The organism is Pseudomonas sp. IPO3778 (assembly GCF_013386825.1).
In the GTDB taxonomy this organism is placed as follows: domain Bacteria; phylum Pseudomonadota; class Gammaproteobacteria; order Pseudomonadales; family Pseudomonadaceae; genus Aquipseudomonas.
This window is the reverse complement of the sequence record NZ_JACARC010000068.1, coordinates 38,306-56,171: the sequence shown is the minus strand read 5'-3', so window position 1 is coordinate 56,171 and position 17,866 is coordinate 38,306. Positions and strand designations below refer to the sequence as shown.

General features: G+C 59.8%; 14 protein-coding genes. All 14 read right to left on the bottom strand.

Going from position 1 to position 17,866, the window contains the following annotated elements; translation table 11 throughout:
• Positions 1-18: 18 nt before the first annotated feature.
• Positions 19-1,224 carry a DUF3322 domain-containing protein gene (locus tag HX855_RS29140; RefSeq protein WP_177087914.1) on the bottom strand — a complete coding sequence of 402 codons (1,206 nt, stop codon included), beginning with the start codon at positions 1,222-1,224 and terminating at the stop codon, positions 19-21.
• Entirely contained in the window at positions 1,221-4,583 is a 3,363-nt protein-coding gene (locus tag HX855_RS29135) for an ATP-binding protein (protein WP_177087916.1), read from the bottom strand. Before HX855_RS29135 ends, HX855_RS29140 begins: the two co-directional genes overlap by 4 nt.
• Entirely contained in the window at positions 4,580-5,245 is a 666-nt protein-coding gene (locus HX855_RS29130; RefSeq protein ID WP_177087919.1) for a DUF4194 domain-containing protein, read from the bottom strand. The genes HX855_RS29135 and HX855_RS29130 overlap by 4 nt, the downstream gene beginning before the upstream one ends.
• Positions 5,242-6,696 carry a DUF3375 domain-containing protein gene (locus HX855_RS29125; protein WP_177087921.1) on the bottom strand — a complete coding sequence of 485 codons (1,455 nt, stop codon included), beginning with the start codon at positions 6,694-6,696 and terminating at the stop codon, positions 5,242-5,244. The genes HX855_RS29130 and HX855_RS29125 overlap by 4 nt, the downstream gene beginning before the upstream one ends.
• Before the next feature lie 156 nt (positions 6,697-6,852).
• On the bottom strand, positions 6,853-7,455 hold the full coding sequence (locus HX855_RS29120) for a hypothetical protein (protein ID WP_177087923.1): 603 nt from the start codon (positions 7,453-7,455) through the stop codon (positions 6,853-6,855).
• Positions 7,452-8,012, bottom strand: a complete 561-nt coding sequence (locus HX855_RS29115; RefSeq protein ID WP_177087925.1) for an RNA polymerase sigma factor — start codon at positions 8,010-8,012, stop codon at positions 7,452-7,454. Before HX855_RS29115 ends, HX855_RS29120 begins: the two co-directional genes overlap by 4 nt.
• 26 nt (positions 8,013-8,038) lie before the next feature.
• Positions 8,039-9,700: a VWA domain-containing protein gene (locus HX855_RS29110; protein WP_177087927.1), complete on the bottom strand. Its 1,662-nt coding sequence runs from the start codon at positions 9,698-9,700 to the stop codon at positions 8,039-8,041.
• A 73-nt stretch (positions 9,701-9,773) separates the two neighbouring features.
• Entirely contained in the window at positions 9,774-10,355 is a 582-nt protein-coding gene (locus HX855_RS29105) for a hypothetical protein (RefSeq protein ID WP_177087929.1), read from the bottom strand.
• Between the two features lie 74 nt (positions 10,356-10,429).
• Complete coding sequence (locus tag HX855_RS29100; protein ID WP_218175902.1) at positions 10,430-10,648, bottom strand: hypothetical protein; 219 nt, start codon at positions 10,646-10,648, stop codon at positions 10,430-10,432.
• A 29-nt stretch (positions 10,649-10,677) separates the two neighbouring features.
• Positions 10,678-11,121 carry an RDD family protein gene (locus HX855_RS29095; protein ID WP_177087933.1) on the bottom strand — a complete coding sequence of 148 codons (444 nt, stop codon included), beginning with the start codon at positions 11,119-11,121 and terminating at the stop codon, positions 10,678-10,680.
• Positions 11,122-11,207: 86 nt separating this feature from the next.
• Positions 11,208-13,766: an autotransporter outer membrane beta-barrel domain-containing protein gene (locus HX855_RS29090; RefSeq protein ID WP_177087935.1), complete on the bottom strand. Its 2,559-nt coding sequence runs from the start codon at positions 13,764-13,766 to the stop codon at positions 11,208-11,210.
• A gap of 265 nt (positions 13,767-14,031) precedes the next feature.
• Positions 14,032-14,514, bottom strand: coding sequence for a poly-beta-1,6-N-acetyl-D-glucosamine biosynthesis protein PgaD (gene pgaD / locus HX855_RS29085; protein WP_177087937.1), 483 nt, complete (start codon positions 14,512-14,514; stop codon positions 14,032-14,034).
• Positions 14,511-15,857: a poly-beta-1,6-N-acetyl-D-glucosamine synthase gene (pgaC, locus tag HX855_RS29080; protein WP_003218180.1), complete on the bottom strand. Its 1,347-nt coding sequence runs from the start codon at positions 15,855-15,857 to the stop codon at positions 14,511-14,513. The genes pgaD and pgaC overlap by 4 nt, the downstream gene beginning before the upstream one ends.
• 3 nt (positions 15,858-15,860) lie before the next feature.
• Complete coding sequence (gene pgaB / locus HX855_RS29075) at positions 15,861-17,858, bottom strand: poly-beta-1,6-N-acetyl-D-glucosamine N-deacetylase PgaB (RefSeq protein WP_177087940.1); 1,998 nt, start codon at positions 17,856-17,858, stop codon at positions 15,861-15,863.
• Positions 17,859-17,866: the final 8 nt, after the last annotated feature.

Below are 17,866 nucleotides of genomic sequence, written 5' to 3'. Positions count from 1 at the left end.
CAGCAAGCGAAGATGTATTCAGTTGCTTGGCTCGAACTCTCCGGAAATTCCGGAGAGTTGCTTCAATGCCGCCATCAAGCACCGATATCCCACATATTCCTGCTCCAACCTCACGCCATCCCCCAGACGATTGTCCCGCAGCTCATCAAACACCGAACGCTCCTCTGACGTGAGATAAGGCAAGTCATACACGACTTGACGATCTTCACGCCCCCAATACTGTGCGTGGGCATCAAGGGTACCGCGATCCATCAACAGTGACTCTACATGCCCAAACCGACGGCGCAACTGGTCAAGAATCGCAAACCCATGGGTATCGATATCGCCCCAGTAATAAATTGTACAATTAGATAGCCAATTCGCTTGCCCTAGCGCATCCCAGCCGTAACCCTTGCCAAATACCACAATGGAGTCCGGCACAAGCGGGAAGGCTAGAAAGTTGGTTTCATTCTCGGTTACGAAAACCTGCCTGACGGCAATATTCAATTGAGCGAAGCTGGCTGCATCCAGTGTGATATCCGGCAACATGGGACCCGGCAGCAGGGTCAGACTTGGATCCAACACCCGCAAACGAATCCCGACGGGTTTATCGAGAAAACCATAGCGGGCGGAAAACCGTGTGGCGCCTTTATGTTGCGGCCCAATAGCCAGCTCGGGCAGAACTTGGTCGAACAGCTCACTCAGCACGGCCTTGTGTCTTTCGATGAACTTGCTGTGAATACCAGGTATGTCTACCTGCCGAAGGTAGATGCCGGGCCGAGGATGTTGCGTCATCCAAGTCACCACATCCAGAAGCGCGGCCCATTGCCATTCCAGTTCTATGGCCTGCAACGGCTGGCTCCCCATCCAGTCGACCAGCAAAGGCTGACGCTGTCGGGTCAGTTCAAGCAGGGCCTTGAAGCGCATCGCTTCACCCTCTTTGCCAATCAACGCAATGGCATCTTCCAGCGAATCCACCCAGATAGAAGCGGGCAAGCGTTGCGCCCCCACAACCCTGTGATTGACTTCCCGCCACTGGATGCGAATGCCGTCGATAGTAATTAGTTGCGCGACCCAAGCCCTCACACTATCGAAGTAAGCACTCATTTGCGCAGTATCCGGCCCCTTCAATATCAGGCGTCGTGGCTCCCACGCTTCCTCCGTCACCAGCGGGCGCAGCAGATCGCCCCGCTGCCAGAGCCGTAATACCTGCTGTGTGAGGTCCGCTGCCGAAGTCCATTTCATGACGATAAATCAGGCCGGTTCAATCGATACTCTTCGATGGATAGATTGCGCAGCCGGGACGCCCTGCCACCGTCGTTCTGTACAAAGCCCACACTGGAAACAAAAGGTTCGATGATGTGGATTTTCTGCAGCGGAGTGACGATCAGCAACTGCAGGTTGAGCTGCTCAAACAGCCGCAAACCATACTCGGCAGATTCATCGGAACCGCGTCCAAACGCTTCATCGATTAACACGAACCGAAACGAACGCGAACGTACAGCGCCCCACTCCAGCCCGAACTGATAGGCCAGGCTCGCTGCCAAAATGGTATAGGCCAACTTTTCTTTTTGCCCGCCGGACTTACCGCCCGAATCCGAGTAATGCTCATGCTCACGATCATCCTCACGCCAGCGCTCACTGGCGGCAAACAAGAACCAGTTGCGCACATCGGTGACTTTGCTGGTCCACCGCCGGTCTTGCTCGGATAGTCCTTCCCGCCCACGAAAGCGATCAATGATGGTTTTGACCTGCAGAAACTTGTTTTCCGAATACTGCGCATCCTCCGACCCCGTCAAAGCGCCCTCGGTACAGGCACGCAATTGCATCTGGAAATCTCGAATGTCCACATCCGGGCTCAGTTGAGACTCCAGCACGATGTAGCGACCTGGGTTGTAGTCAATCTGCCCCAGGGATTCATTGATACGGCCAATCCGCTCCCGGATGGTTTCGCGCTCCCTAGCCAATTGCCCGTTGAAGTTAGCGATCTCATTGATCGTGTTGACGTTGAGCAACTCCTTGAAGCGTTGTTCAAAACGCGGCAGATCGTCACGATTAAGTTGGTCCAGCAGGTTGCCGTACTCATCAGCGGCATTGAGATCGGCGTCGAATTCGCTGGTCTCCAGTTTGTAGGCATCCTTGAACGCCACCATGGAACGAATGATTTTGTCCCGCAGACGCTCCATTATCTTGGCCTCGGCGTCCATTTTGCCTTGCAGGGCTTCGCGGACCTCTCGCTCGGCATTGTCGCAAGACTCAACGGACAACATCCGCTCACCCAAGACATGAAGACGCAGGGCTTCCAGTTGAACCCGGACAGACTCGTCGATAACGACCAACAGACAACGAGCTTCGGTACGCAAGGTGCTGGCAACGTCGTGTTTGGCCTCAACGATACCCAGCTCCTTGTCCAAGCGGGACACTTCATCTTCCGTTGCCTGAAGTGCTCGCTGCACTGATTGAAGTTGTGCTGTCAGTTGCAGCAATGTGTCACTCGCGGCCTCCAACAGTGCTTTTTCATCCTGCAACCGCGCCACAAGGGTGGCGCATTCGGCCCAGTCGATTTCTCGGTAATCGGTAAACTCATGAAGTGCCGCGAGTGACTCCAATTGCCGGCGCAAATGAGCACGCTGTTTTTCGGCACTGGCGACACTTGAGCCTATGTCAGCCACGTGCATTTCCAGGCGATCTCTTACCGCCTCAAGCGCCGAGATTTTCTCTGCGTTGCTCCACCCTAAAACATAACGACTGCGGTCGTCCAAACGATGCCGATCATCCTTTTCATGCCGCTCCCCCGCGCCCTTGATCTGCCCCGACAGGGACAAGGCGCGCACCTCTCGGCGAAACTGTTCCGCCGTCTCGCAGCAGGCGTAGTTAAAGCGATGAGCAAGCTCACGTGCCAACCAGGGATAAAACGGCGAATCGGGTTTGACGCTGAGTTTTGTCACCAGCGACTGGGGGTGCAGGTCTGGCGTCTCGGTTTGGCGGGCTGCGCGTACTCTGAAATACACGAGACGCCCCGCCAAGTGAGTTTGATCAACCCATGCCGCTACCTGTGCGTAGTGTTCGTCCGGTACCAGCAGTGCCAGACCAAAATTGTGCAGCACCCGCTCGATAGCTCCTTCCCACGGACGATACTCTTCGCGTACCTGAAGCAGCTCTCCGACAAAGGGCATCAGTTCGTCATCTAATCCAGTCGCCAGACACATGGCTGCCCGTAACTTAATCTGGACCTCCGGAATATTGCTGCGTCGAGCCCTGAGGCTGTTGATTTCGCTGGAAAGCGCATCATGCTCGCGCCGCCCTTCACGCAATGAAACGCCCCACTCGGTGATCTGGTTTTGCAGATCAGCTTCCTCGGTACTCGACTGTTCGCGACGAACCTGCAGTAGTTGCCCCAGCTGGATAAACCCTGCCTCATCGTCAACAGGCGACTCACCCGCCGCCGCAAGCAATTGCCCGTGACGTTGCGCGCGCTGCTGACGGCGCTCCCGCTCATGGTCCTGTTTGCGAATCTCGATCGCCAGTTGCTCCAGGCGATCACCGCCCTGCTCGGCCACCGCCCGCTTGAGGGAGTCCACATCCAACCGTTGGCGGTCACGTTGCTCGACTTGACGCTCCTTTTGAGAAGACAGGCGCTGTTGATCATTGACCAACAGTTGCAAACGTCGATCCAGCAACCCGAGCTTTAGCTCCGAAAACCAGGGTTTAAGCGCCTCACGACAATCGCGCAACCTGTCCTGCTCACCGCACAGACCTTGGTGCTTGTCGCAGTCAGCCACCAGCGGCTCCAACAGCAGTCGCTGCTGCTTGGCTTTGAGCACCGCCTCATGAGCACGGTTCAGATCATCAAAATGCGCAATCAATGCAGCGATACGGGCAGCTGCGTCGAATGGTTCAAGCATATGGCTGCGAACAAATTCGGTCAGGTTACCCACAGACTTCATTGAAACTGTTTGATGAAACAATTCCAGCGCTTGTTCGTTATCAATTCCCAGACGCCGCCGAAACCATGCCCCGTACTTGAGAAAACTGTCCTGAATATCGACACCGTCGTTACGCAGCCGTTTTCGCAGTTGCGCAATGTCGGTACCGAAGTCAGCAAAGTCAGTGGCAATACAAAGCTCACGTTCGGCCCCCACGTAAAAACGCTCTGGCTGCCCCTGCCCATCCTTTATCCAGAATACCTGGGCCAGGGTCACCGTCTGATCGTAGCCTGCGTTGTGAAATACCCCCAGAATCACCGAATAGCTGTTGTGATCGCGCAGGGCGACCGGCTTTGCAGTTCCGGTGACCTCGCTGCGTTCGGACTTGAAATGCCCCAACACGTACGAGCGCAGGCTTCGCTCCTTGTTTTCGGCTCCGGCGGCCTTGTTGTAGGCAATCCGCTGAGTGGGCACCAATAACGTGGTGATCGCATCCACCAACGTAGACTTGCCAGATCCAATATCCCCCGTCAGCAGGCTATTTTTCCCATCGGGCGACAGCGTCCAGACCCGCTGATCAAAGGTCCCCCAGTTGAGTACCTCAAGGCGCCTGAGGCGGAACCCGGAGAGCCTGTCATCACCGATAAAATCCAACTCCGCAAGCAACGACTCACTCATTGTTCAATCTCCTGCACGCCATCAGGCGCTGACTCGCTTTCTCCCGAAAGACGCATCTGGTACTGCCCAAGCCGCTTATCGAAGTCAGACAACCATTGAGCGTCTACAAACGCCTTGAGGATGCGCCGCACTTCATAGCTCAAGGGTCCGGCGGTACTCTTGAGGCGGCGTAAAAAACCCAGCTCGATGATCTTGGTGATGTGTGCATCAATCTGATCAACAAGCCGGGCTTCGTTGCTGCTGTCGGGCAAAAAAACGCGAATCAGTTCGACGATTTCATCACGAGTCAGCACCAGCCTCGTTTCACCGCCAGAGGCGTCGAACTCTGCCAGTTTTTTTCGCAGCAAGGCCAAGAGCAGACTGACCGGAAATGACAGCGGTCTACGCGCAACAAGCCGTGGCACCCGAACCTGCGGTTCATCCTCGTCGGCCTCGGCACGGCTGCGCAGGAAAGCGTAGCCTTCGGCCTCATCCAACATTAACTCCAGACCCAGCACCGTCACGTAACCGCGAACCTGGGTCTGCCAGTTGAGTAACGTCCCCCACAGACGCTCATCACCTTCACGATAAATCACCCCCTTAAGCAGCAAAACCAGCAGCGTCGACAGATCTGCTGCGGCAACGTCTATAACCACGTCCGGCGCATGTTGTTCTTCGCTCATCCGTGCCTCACAAAAATAACGCGCGCCAGCCGTGCCTGCTTTTGTACGGGATGGCCGTCAATGGACGTAGCCGTCCACACAATCGGCTCGTTCTGGCTGTCATCGACGACGCTGGTAAATGTTTCGCTGGCCAAGTGAAGATAGGCCACCAACTCGGCCAACCCTTGGCGCAACGGTTGTAATCGGATCAACTCACACAATGTGATTTGCGAGCGGGTCTGCAGTGCCTGATCGATATGAGCAGCGAGCCTCGCAAGGTCGACCATCCGCTCGTTGTACAAGGCACTCACGTCGAGATCATCGTCGCCGACTTGCACGCTCATGCCGGCAAAGTCGGGCTTCAGGGTCAGTGTGTGCAAGGGCCGTTCCATGGGCAATTCGATACGGGCCGACACATCGGCCATAAGCATAAAGTTGCCCGCGGGGGGATGCTCACGAACGCGCAGGGTCTTGGCTTCTACCGCCCGCAGGATGTCCATGATTCGGCGGTTTTCCAGCCATACCTGATCATCCAGAAAGCGTCGCAACTGCTGGGAAAGTTGCGCGACCATGCGCTGGGTATGTTCGCCCGCCTCAAGCCAGTCGTAATGCACGCGACGAGTGCGAATATCCGGCTTCAATTCCATCACCGGCGCCAAGGCAAGCACATGATCAAGCATCCGTGTCAGCTCCTCCTGACGGCTGGTCGACATCAAGAACCCCCAGAACGCCCTGAAACTACGGCCCTGATCGGAGTCTGAAATAGCATCGCGCTCGCCCATGATCTGCTCCAGCAGCTCACCCTTGGCGCCACCCCATAAAGCGATTCGCTCACGTACACGTCGATCCAGCAGGCGAAAGTTATCTTCGACCTCTCGAAAATCGGCGAGCAGCTCCCGTGACAACTGAGTAAATTGCTGGAAGCGATCTTTCAGGGCTGTATCGTGCAGGAGAGGCACATCACCACCCAGGATCTGTGAGATCTCCGCATCCAGTTCATCCCGGCGCTTACGCAACTCGGCCACACGCTTTGCCGGATCCGCTTCACTGCCCTCGCTCATCTGCTTAAGCAGCTCGAACAGTGTCAGCAACCTGGACTCGGTACCGACAAACCCCCGCTCAACGAGGGAAGCCAACCAAGCGATGGCCTTCTCGGTAGACGGCGTCAAATCAAACTGTGGCTCGTCGTCGTCTTGACGGTAAAACTTGCGCAGCCAGCCCTTTTCCGGGCTGGCCCAATCATTGAGGTAATACAGCGCAGACTTGGGAAAGGCGTTGTCGTCCAGTTGCCTGCGCAAGGCGAACAACTCGTCTTCCAGCGCCTCCGCCAGGTCAGCGGCGGCAATGATTCGCACGTTGGGGGCGACAAACACGCGGTGCAAAAAACTTGCAACCAGCGAACCGTGGTCCGAGCACAGCAACCGCCATGCCGGATGATGCATTCGCAGGCTTTCAAGGGTGGCGTAATCCATCACGTACCGATTGTAGAGTTAACGAACTCAAAACAATGGCGCCAAGCCGAGGTATTTTCCACTCCTAAATTGACGTACTAGCCGAACGGCTAGGTTGTTGCAAAAAGCGTCCGTCAAAAGTCCCAAATTAGATTCAGGGCTTTTGAACAGGACATTTCAGTGTTGTTGTCGCAACGCCTCCAACCGCGCCGGCAGATCCTCCTTGGGAAAGCGCTTGTGCAACTCCAGCAGTTTCTCATCCGCCGCCTTGGCCTCACCCGCCTGCCGCAACCGCAGGATTTCCTGCAGCCCTTGCTCCAATGGCGGCAGCACAACAGCCGCGCGTTTGCTCATCTTCGCCACCGGCTCATCCGCCAGCGAACCCGCGACTTCTGCCTGCACCTGCGGCGCACTGTCGGCCTGCGGAGCCACGGAGAATCGAGCCATCGGCGCGGCTGCCGGGGCCGGGCGGGCCAGTTCCTGCGGGGCGGCCGCGTAAGTGCCTGTGGATAACTCCGGCTGCGGCACCGGCGAACGCATCACCACTCCAATCATCAGTGCCACACCGGCCACGGTGGCAAATGCCATCTGCCAGCGCGGCCGTTGGCAGGCCTGTAACCAGCGCTGCCACAGGTTGGGCTGGCGCACCGGCGCTTCGCGGTGGGCGGTGGCCAGGATGAAAGCGTCCAGGGAAGCCGGCGGCTCGCCGCGGGTGTGTTGACGGAAATGCTCGATCAGCACGTCGTCGTTTGATTCCGGGGTCTGTCGGGAGTCAGTCATGCGGGTACCTCCTCGGCCAGCAGTCGGCGCAGTTTCTGCTGGGCGTAACGCAAGCGGCTTTTTACCGTTTCCAGTGGGGCGCCGGTCAGCGCGGCGATTTGTGGCACTTCCAGGTCGCCGTGCAGGCGCAGCAGGAATACTTCGCGCTGATCTTCGGGCAAGTCTTGCAGTGCGGTGTCGAGGCGCGCCTGGTCGCGGCTCAGGCTCAGCAGTTGCTCGGGCCCGGCGCTGTCGTCGGGCTGGCCGTGCAGTTGCTCATCGTAGCTGTCGTGCAGCGGATTGTGGACGCCGTGCTTGCGCCAGTGGTCGATCAGGCGGTTGCGGGCAATCTGGAACAGCCAGGTGCGAAAACTCGCCCGCCCCTGTGGCTCGCTGGTGCTGCGGATCAGGCTGAGCCAGGTGTCCTGGAACACTTCCTCGGCCAGTTCGGCCTTGTTGCTCAAGGACACAAGAAAACGGTAAAGCCCCTGTCGATGCCGCGCATACAGGGCCTCGAATGCCGCACCGTCACCGCTGCGGTAGCGGGACAGCAGGGCTTCGTCGCTGGGTGACTCCATCAGGTGGTGCACTCCTTTGAGGTGGATCAGTGTTTGGCCGGGGCCTGGAGGCTCTGGGCCAATTCAACCAGTTGCACAAACTCGCCGCGCAGACCGTAGGGGTCGTCGCCCCGGGCGGAGCGGGCCAGTGCGGCCGTGTCCTTGAAGCTCATGCTGCCAGTGTAGCGGCCATCACCCTTGAGTTGCTGGGCGAAGGCGGCCACGGCAGCCGAGAAGCGCAGGTCGTCGCTGGGCTTGGCGCTCTGCTCGTTGCTGATCGGGTGTTCGATCAGTCGGCTATTGCCACCTTCAGCCGGCTTGTAGCGTACCCGCAGCATGGCCAATTCGGAGGTTTTACCGTCAGCATTGGGTGGCGATGCGTAGCGCAGTGGCTCCAGCCAGCCCTGTGCGCCTTTCGGGACAATTTCATACAACGCGGTCACCGTGTGCCCTGTACCGATCTCTCCGGCGTCGACCTTGTCGTTGTTGAAATCCTCTCGCTTCAAGGCGCGGTTTTCATAGCCCAGCAGTCGGTATTCGCTGACCTGCGCCGGGTTGAATTCCACTTGCAGCTTCACATCCCGGGCCACCACCGCGAGGGTCGAGCTGAGTTGGTCCACCAGCACCTTGCGGGCTTCGCGCAGGTTGTCGATGTAGGCGTAGTTACCGTCACCGGCATCGGCCAGTTGTTCCATCAGGTGTTCGTTGTAGTTATCCACACCAAAGCCAAGGGTGGTCAGTGACACGCCGCTTTTGCGCTGGTCGACGGCCATTTGCTTGAGGCTGTCGAAGTCACTGACACCCACATTAAAGTCGCCGTCGGTGGCCAGCAGGATGCGGTTGATGCCTTTGTCGATAAACCCTTCGCGGGCCATCTGGTAGGCCATTTCGATACCCGAGGCGCCGGCGGTGGAGCCACCCGCCGTCAACTGGTCGATGGCGTTGCGGATCGTGGTTTTATCCCGTCCCGACGTAGGCTTGAGCACCACCCGCGACTCGCCCGCGTAGACCACCAGCGACACCCGGTCCTGGTCACGCAGTTGGTCCACCAGCAATTTCAGGGTGCTCTTGACCAGCGGCAGGCCTTCGCGCCGGTTCATCGAGCCGGACACGTCCACCAGAAACACCAGGTTGGCCGGGGCCAGGTCCGCCACGGCGCGGTCCGAGGCCTTGATACCGATGCGCAGCAATCGGGTGTGCGGGTTCCACGGTGACGGGGCCACTTCGGTGGTCACGCCAAAGGGCGAGCCATCGGTGGGCAACGCGTAGTCGTAGGGGAAGTAATTGACCATCTCCTCCAGTCGCACAGCACCTTCGGGCGGCAGGCTGCCTTGGTTGAGGAAACGCCTTACGTTGGCATAGCTGCCGGTATCGACGTCGACGCTGAAGGTGGAGACCGGCGTTTCGGCCACGCTGCGGATCGGGTTGTCCGGGAGGTTCTGATAGCGCTCTCGCGGCTCGGCCTGGTACTGCATGACGATCGAGTCGTTCATGACCAACCGCGCGGCCATCGGTGCCGGCGCAACCATCCGTTTGACCCTGGCACCCTGAGCTTGGGCCGGTTCGCTTTGCATCTGCGCAACAGGCGCCGATTCAGCCGGCTTGGCCACGTCGCGGGATGAAGAAAGCCCACACCCGGCAAGCGCCACCAGCAGGGTCACGGTGAAGCCTTGGGCGGCAGGGCGCAACAGCAGAAGAGGACGGGACATGGGCTGAACCTCGTGAATGAATGACCGTTCACAAGGTCAGACGCAAGGCACTGGCGATTCGGGTTAACGCACGTTAGCGCGACGGAATATCCCGCAAGTCATCGACGATAAAGCGGCTCAGTACGCCCGTGTAAAAAGGCTCGACGCTGGCGTTTCCGGTGTTACTGATCACCGCGCCCATGGTCTTGTATTGCTGCCACTGCCCCAACACGCCACCCGGCACCAGGCCAGTGCGGTCCTTGGCAAAGTGCAACACCTCGGCGCCGCCTTTCTTGACCTTGACCTGGTAGTTGAAGTCGACACTCAACAGGATGGTGTTGTCAGCGACGAGCACCGTGGCGAGTCCGCCCTTGGAATCCTGGATATGCCGTGTGTAGACCAGATTCACATCCAGCAGATAGTCGGCGCTTTCCTTGCTGGTGGCGTAGCGCTTGGCCTTCAACAGGCGGTTGACCAGGTCGATGCCCAGTTGCTCGCGGACTTTTTCATCCGGCAGGAAGCGTTCGTTCTTACCCACCACGTCAACGTCGAAGGTGTCGAGCCAATAGGTGGCGGTCTTGGGGATCTGAACCGGGGCGGGTGAAATGTAGTAAGCCGGCTTGGAGGCGCAGCCCGCCAGAAAGCTGAATGCCAGGAGTAAAGCAAAAACGCGCATGTCTGAGTTCTTCCTTGAATGATGTCACTTTGACTTCATTTTACGGAATTGCCCGCGCCTTTTCGAGCCCTGCCTCAATTCGAGGCAATCGCCCCGGCAGCCAGAAAGCCGATACCGGCGTACCAACCCCAAAGGAAGGGCCTGGCCTGGCGATCTTTTCTGGCATACACATACACATAGCAGGGAATAAACAGGCACAGCAGCGCATGGGCCAGCGAGTTTTTAACGGCCACACAAAAAATGGCCAGCTGCATCAAAATCGCCAGGCTCAGCCCAATCATTACCAACGTCATGACCACGACCTGTCTCCTGCTCGCGCGTATTACTTCGAATTGATCACGATGGTTCTGGCCAGCATGTCGCCAAGGCGCCGACGATAACCAAAGAGCACAAATACCCCGTCCAGGATGCTGAAAAGCCCCTTGGGCGCATTTCTCAAAGCGGACTGAAGCACGGTGCAGGATGGCCCGTAGGGAAAGCCAACCACCGACATGTTGAACAGACGCTTGCCCAGGCTTTGACCCTTGGGGAGTGCATCGCAGAACAGGAAGTAACCCAGGGCGAGCAAGGCCAGGAAGTATTCGACCCCCTGAAAAATGTTCAGGCTCAAGGCCGACCCGAACCGCATGGGCAAATGCATCAGGAAGCCTTTTAAAAACAGGATAAAAAACACGACGGCCAGGTCCACGACATAGCCGGCCAATCGTTTGACGGGGCTCGCCAGAGCGTAGGCGGCTTTTGCAAGGCTTGGCTGCGCAATACTCATGATTTCATGTTCCCTAAGATAACCAGCAAGTCGAGCCACCTGCAAAAGCCGTGGCCCGACGCCATTTGTTCTATCAACGTTAGGGTTTAAAACGCATACCGCGCCTTAAGCATGACCCCATCGGCATCAAACCCGCTGCGCGCCTGGCGGGTGTAGCTGGCACCCACGGTCAGCGCCGACACCTGATAGTTCAGGCCCACACTGGCCTCGTAGCTGTCCCGCGCCACGGAAGCACCGGTAACGGTGAACGCCGAGCCGCCCAGCACAAAGCTGGAGGTCTGCGCCACACGGTCGCCCATCAGGTCGTGATAGGCCATCAAGGTGGCCTCCGGTTGCAGGCTGCCGGTGGAGAGCGGCAGGTTACCCGCCAGGCGCAGGCCCGCGCCCAATTCACCCACTTCATAACGCTGTGAACCGGTGCTCAACGCCGCAGAAGAACCCTTCTCGTTGAAGCCGTCCATACGCACGCTGGAGTAACGGGCCGCCACCCGCGGTTCAATCGATACGGCATCCGAAAGTCTGAAGGTGTAGCCACCCAGCACGCTTGCCGACAACACATCGCTGCCGTAACTGCCCTTGGCGGTGGTGCCCGCCACATGGCGTTTGCTGTCGTTGTCGTTATGGCCGTAGCTCAGGCTGCCATCGACAAACCAGTTCTGCAGCGACCAGTTGCCGTACAGCGACAGCGCGTTGCCTTGCACTTCAGTCTTGTTGCCCAGGTCGGAATGGATAGTGGAATTGAGGTAGCTGTAGGCCACCCCGAGGGTCGTGGTGTCGCTCCACCGACCGTCCGCGCCCACCGCCACGCCGCTGCTGTTGGCCGAGTAGCCGTTGTCACCGTCACGGCCGTCCTGGTCCATGTTGCTGCTCAGGCCTTGCACCCACACGCCAGCGGCTTCGCGGTTTTCACGCTGGCCGGTGAGGCGGTTGAAGATCGCGCCGTTGATCACGGTCTGCCCCGACAACGCCACATCCAGCGCGCCGCGGCTCACATCAGGTTTAAGCTGTTCAGCCAGTTGCGCCAATGCCTGCCCGCTCCCGGCCGAGGCCTTGAACAGCGGATCGTTCGGGCTCAACTGCCCAAGCACATGATTTTTCAGCTCGTTGAGCGCGGTGATAGCCGACCGGCTGGCACCTGCGCTGCTCAAATCCTGTTGCACCTGCTGATCGCTTTTCACCGCCACAACGGCCTTGACTGTCTGCGCATCGGCCGAGTAGCCGAGCACATCCAGCAACGACGAGTTGCTGGTAACTGTCAGGCCATGGTTTTTCAGACTGCTGGCACTTAACAGGGTGTATTCGGTGCCGCCGGAAGGGGCGCTGAAATCTCCGGGTTTGGCGTTCACGGTCAGCCTGGAGCCCAGGGCGAAATTCGCTGTACCGGATACCGTCAGATAAGTCGCCGAAGGCAGGTAGGCGTTGCTCAAGCGCATGTCGATGCCCGCGCCGGACGCAACGTTCAGGTCACCCACGAGGGTAGTGCCGGGGGCCGACAGGTTCAGCGAGCCGGCATTGATCGACACCGGGCTGGCGATGCGGTTGCCGACAAAATCGGCCTGGCCGGCGATGTTCACAGCGGTGGTGTTCAGGATGTTGCCGGTGATCTTGCCACCCGTCCAGTTCAGGCTCGCCAGGCCCGCACCGTCAATGGCCGTGCCGGACTCGCTGCGAATTTCACCGGCCTGTTGGTTGATTTCAAACGCCGTAAGCTGCTCCTGGGGCGTGACCAGAATCGCCGTACCGCCTGCACTGATGGTGCCGCGGTTGATGAGGCCCCGCGCGCCGGAAGGCAGGTTGGCGGTAAAGTCCGCACCGCGCAGATTGAAGGCCGTGGCATCGCTGCCCTTGGCTTCAATCGTGCCGGTATTCAGCAGGTAATCGATAGAGCCCTCGTATACCTGCACGGCGGTGGCATGGTTGCCATTGGCGGAAATCAACCCGCTGTTTTCAATGCTCAGGTCACTGGTAGGGGCTTCAAGGTCCATGCCCACGGCCTCTTCACCGGAGACCCGAATGGTGCCGGAATTGAGCAGCTTGCCGCCGATGATCACCGACAAATTATTGTGCCGATCCAGAATCAGGCCGGTGCCTTCATCGCCGGTGACGTCCACCAGCCCGGTGTTGGACAGGTCGCCACCGATGGTGGTGCCATTGATGTAGATCCCCTCGCCTGCTCCGAAAGGCTGGCCAGTGGAATCAATGATGATCTTGCCCGAGTTGATGATGCTGCCACCCACCGTCGTGCCGCCGACTTCAAACCCTTCGGCGTCTGGCAGGCCTGTCATTGTGAGTGTACCGGCCTGAATGATATCGCCGGTGATGGTACCGCCCACCGGCATGCCACCTGGGGTGAACGCACCATCAACGGCAAACGCGCCAACGGCACGGGCATTGCCACTCATGGAAATATCGGCACGGTTCACCAGCGAACCCTGGATGTTGGTATCGCCGAAGGTGACACCGTAGGTGAACGGGTTCTGCGCCACCACCGAGCGGCTGCCGGTGAGCGTCAACGGCTGGCTGAGATTTTCACCTGCCCAGCTGTTCTGCCCTGTCGTGATATCCGTATCAACCGCACTCACTTGCGTAGCCACCGCACCGACCATCATGGCCAACACGGTTTGCTGAATTCCCTTGCCTTTCATTTGAAACTCCGTAGACGAACGACATCGCCGCCATGGACCCCGGCGGCGAAGATGTATCGAGAAACAGAGAATCGGCGGCGACCGTCGATACTTGAGCGACTATCGGATTTACATGGGCCGCCGTTGTCGGTCCAGGTGGTGACGTTGCTTTGTTCGGAGAAACGCCAGTCGCTGGACCGGGCCTTTCAAGACGGGGTAGTGGCCAAAAGATGAGAACAGTTCGTGGCTATCTTGTGAGTTGAATCCCATTTTTTTGGCATTCAGGTTAACCCACCTCCTTGGCCCGCTCCTGCCCCGGCACCAGCTTCAATCCCGGTCGCTCGACATGCCGCGACACGTGCGCAGTCACTTCCTGCACCCCGCCTTCGTGGTCGTTATGAATCACCAGCACGCCCGGGCGGCGCAGTTGCTCCAGGTCGCCTTCCCCCAGGCTGAAACTGTCGCTCAAACGTTGGTCGCTCAAGGCCTTGGCCGCCGAGCGCCGCTGGGCAAACCGTTTGCCGCGTCGCTGCTGGTAACGTGCCCAACTGATCAGCACCACCGCGTTGAACACGGCGATCCACAGGTAGATCTGCAAGGTTTCCATCGCGGCAAAAATCGGTGCTTCGACCCGGGGGCCGCCGTGGCTGTCGAGCATCGGCACCAGCCCGCGCACCAGCAGGATGATCAGCCCGGCCCAGGCCAGCAGGGTCAGGAATACGTCGATCGCCCACATCACCGGGCGTTGTTGGGTTCGGATCAGGTTCATGGTTGCACATCCGTAGTGGGGGCTTTGATACCGCGATCCGGGCTGACCCAGCGCGCGCGTTTCTGGTGCTGGCGGAACAGCACTTTGGGGAAGCTGACCAGGGTGGTGAACAGGCTCACCAGCCAGAACACCAACGGGTACCAGACGGTCCAGAACAGGGTTTTCCACAGGCCCTTTTCATAGCGCCGGTCGATCATGATGCTCACCGCGAACTGCACCAGGCACACCACCGCCAGCAGCAGGCCGGTAAAGGCCGGCGGCATCAGCGAGTCGACGGCGATGGCGGCGGGCAGCGTCACGACTTTGCCCACGGCCCAGAAGATCACCGAGAGCAAAAAGGTGAAGGCCCAGCCGGTGGACAGGCAGTACTCGAACAGCAGCGGCCACAGGTAGCGATGGCGCCATTGCCAGATGCCCCGAATGTTCTTGAACAGCACTTCGGCGCCGCCCTGGGCCCAGCGCAGGCGCTGCTTCCACAGGCCGCCGAGGGTTTCCGGCATCAGGATCCAGCACAGCGCGCGGGGCTCGTAGAAGATGCTCCAGTGGTCCAGTTGCAGCTTCCAGCTCACGTCGATGTCTTCGGTGATCATGTCGGTGCTCCAGTAGTCGACCCGGTCCAGGGCCGCCCGCCGGAACGCCACCACCACGCCGGAGACGGTGAAGATCCGCCCGAACACGCGCTGGGTACGCTTGATCAAACCGATGATCGACGAGAACTCGCCCACCTGCACCCGGCCGATCAAGGTCGAGCGTGTGCGGATCCGTGGGTTGCCGGTGACGGCACCCAGGCGCGGGTTGTCGAGCATCGGCGCCACCAAATAAGCAGCGGTGTTCGGTGAGAGCAACGCATCGCCGTCAATGCACACCAGGTATTCACTGCGCGCCGCCACCGCGCCCATGCGCAGGGCCACGGCCTTGCCCTGGTTCTGCGCCAGGTGCAGCACCCGCAGGCGCGGTTCTTTCAGGGCCAATGCATCGAGCACGGCGGCGGTGTTGTCGCTGGAGCCGTCATTGATCGCGATCACTTCGATGTTGCGGTACTGCTGGGCCAACGCGGCGCCGATGGTCTCGGCGGCGTTGTCGCCTTCGTTGTAGCAAGGGATCAGGATCGAGATCAGCGGCTCACCGGCCAATACCGGCGCCGGGGTATCGTCAGCCCATGGCCAGTGGCGCTCCCAGTGCAGCCAGAAGTACAGGCCGCCGGCGATCCACAGGCCGGACATGAACAGCGGATAGAAGAACACGAAGTCCATCAGGAACTGCCCGGTGACCAGAAAGATCAGCCCCAGGGGCACACCCAACACCAGCGACAAGACGATTAACGCGAGGATTCTGTCGAACATGAGTCAAGGATTCCACTGGTTGGAAAGGGCCGGACGCACGATTTTCAGATCCGGCGAATTCTCCAGGAAGTTGTCGGGGTAGTAGCCAAAACTGGTCACGCCCTGGCGCTTGAGCACGCCCATCCACTCGGCCATTTGTGCGCCGGAAAGGTCCGGGGCGGCCGGGGTGCGCCAGTCCTTGGCTTGCAACTCGAACACGGTGCGGTGCAGTGCGCCGGGGCGGGCCTTGACGGTGGCCACGAGTTTTTCCAGCCAGGCGTTGGAGCCCTTGAGGTCCTGGCCTTCCATCAACGGCATGGCCATCGGCGCGGTCCAGTCGTAGCTGGTGAGGAAGTCGTCGAGGTTCTGCGCGAACCAGGCTTCGCTGCCCGGGTTGAGCATCGGCTCGGCGAAGATATTGCGCGCGGTCTGCACTTGCGGGCCGCGCAGCGTGCGGACCTTGGCGGTCAGTTCGTGGGTGAAGTCGATGAGGTAGCGGCTCTTGAAACGGGTCCAGCGCTGCATTACTGCCGGGTCGGCGCGCAGGGCTTCGATGCTGCCTGGCAGGCCGTTGGCGGCATAGGCCTTGAGGGCCAATGGGCTGGCGTCTTCAAAGTCCGACAGCACCGCGTCGTCGTGGAACAGCACACCGTCGATGGCACTGGTGCGGGCCAGGTCTTCGTAGATCTCACCAATGATCTGCCGCACCTTCGGGTCAAACGGCGACAGGCGCTGGTACTGGTCCGGGTCGATGGCGACCTTGCCGGTTTGCGGGTCCCAGCGGGTGACGCGGGGCAGCTTGGCATCCAGGGCGAAACTGAGCACCGGCATCCAGGCAAACACATTCACATGGGCCCGGGTACGCAGTTGCCAGGTGACGCGATTGAACAAGTCGGCGCGCACCGGCAGATGACGGTTGGGGAAGTACAGCGAATGCACCAGGCCATCGCCCTTGGGGTCGGCGAAGGCTTGCAGGAACACGGTGCTGGCGCCCATGTCGACCACACGCTGGATCAACTTGTCGAGGTTGCGCACCTGCTGTTCCGGGTCCGGGTCGTAGACGTTGTCCAGGTCTACATGCAGTACCCGCAGCGGTGCTTCGGCCTGGGTCGCGACGATGGCGTTGGCGTAGTGCTCGCCGTCCGGGTCAGACGCCACCAGGAACCGCGGGCTGCTCATCAGGTTGCCGAGGCTGTCGAGACCGTCTTCCAGGGTCAGGGCCATCTGGTAACCCTGCTCGCCCACCACGGCCAATGAGGTACCGTCGGCGGCGCCGTACGGCCACACCCACACACGCGGGGCCTTGCCGGTGACGGCGCGGATCTTGTTGGAGATCGCCGTGACGTCGGTGCGCATCCGCGCCTGGAACTGGGCTTCGGTTTCGTAGCGGTTGGTCTTCGGATCAAAACGCCGGGTGGTGGCGGCCGGTTGCAGGTTGCCCTGGGGGTTGGCCAGCACGCCCTTGTGATTGGCGTCGGTGTGGGCGGCGATTTCCACCAGGCCGGACTGGGCAATTTCGCGCACCTGCTGCCAGGTCAGGAAGTCTGAACGCGGCCGTGGCGTGCCGGCGAAATCCACCGGCTGGTTCAGCGGCGTGTCCACCCATGCACCTACCGGCGCCAACAGCGCGTGCCAGTTATAGCTGCGCAGGATCGGCATCACGCGGGTATAGAAGCTCGCGTAGCCATCATCGAAACTGAGCATGATCGCCTTGGCCGGAAGCTGCGGGCCACCGCTGCGGGCCGCCAGGATTTGGTCAACGGTGACCGGCTGGTAGCCGTTCTCCCGCAACCACGCCAGTTGCTCGATCAAGCGTTCGGTGCGCACCGCCACCACTGCCTGATCGGGATCGCGATCCTCGATGTCGTGGTAGGCGATACCGAGAAAATGGTTCTTCGGCCACGGCGCTTCATTGGCAGGCTTGAGCCGCTCGGCGGGTGGAGTGAAGGGCGCGGGTTGCTGGGCGCAAGCGCTGCTCAGCATTAACCCCAGGGCCAACAGGCAACGGGACAAAACGGGCATGATCGGAC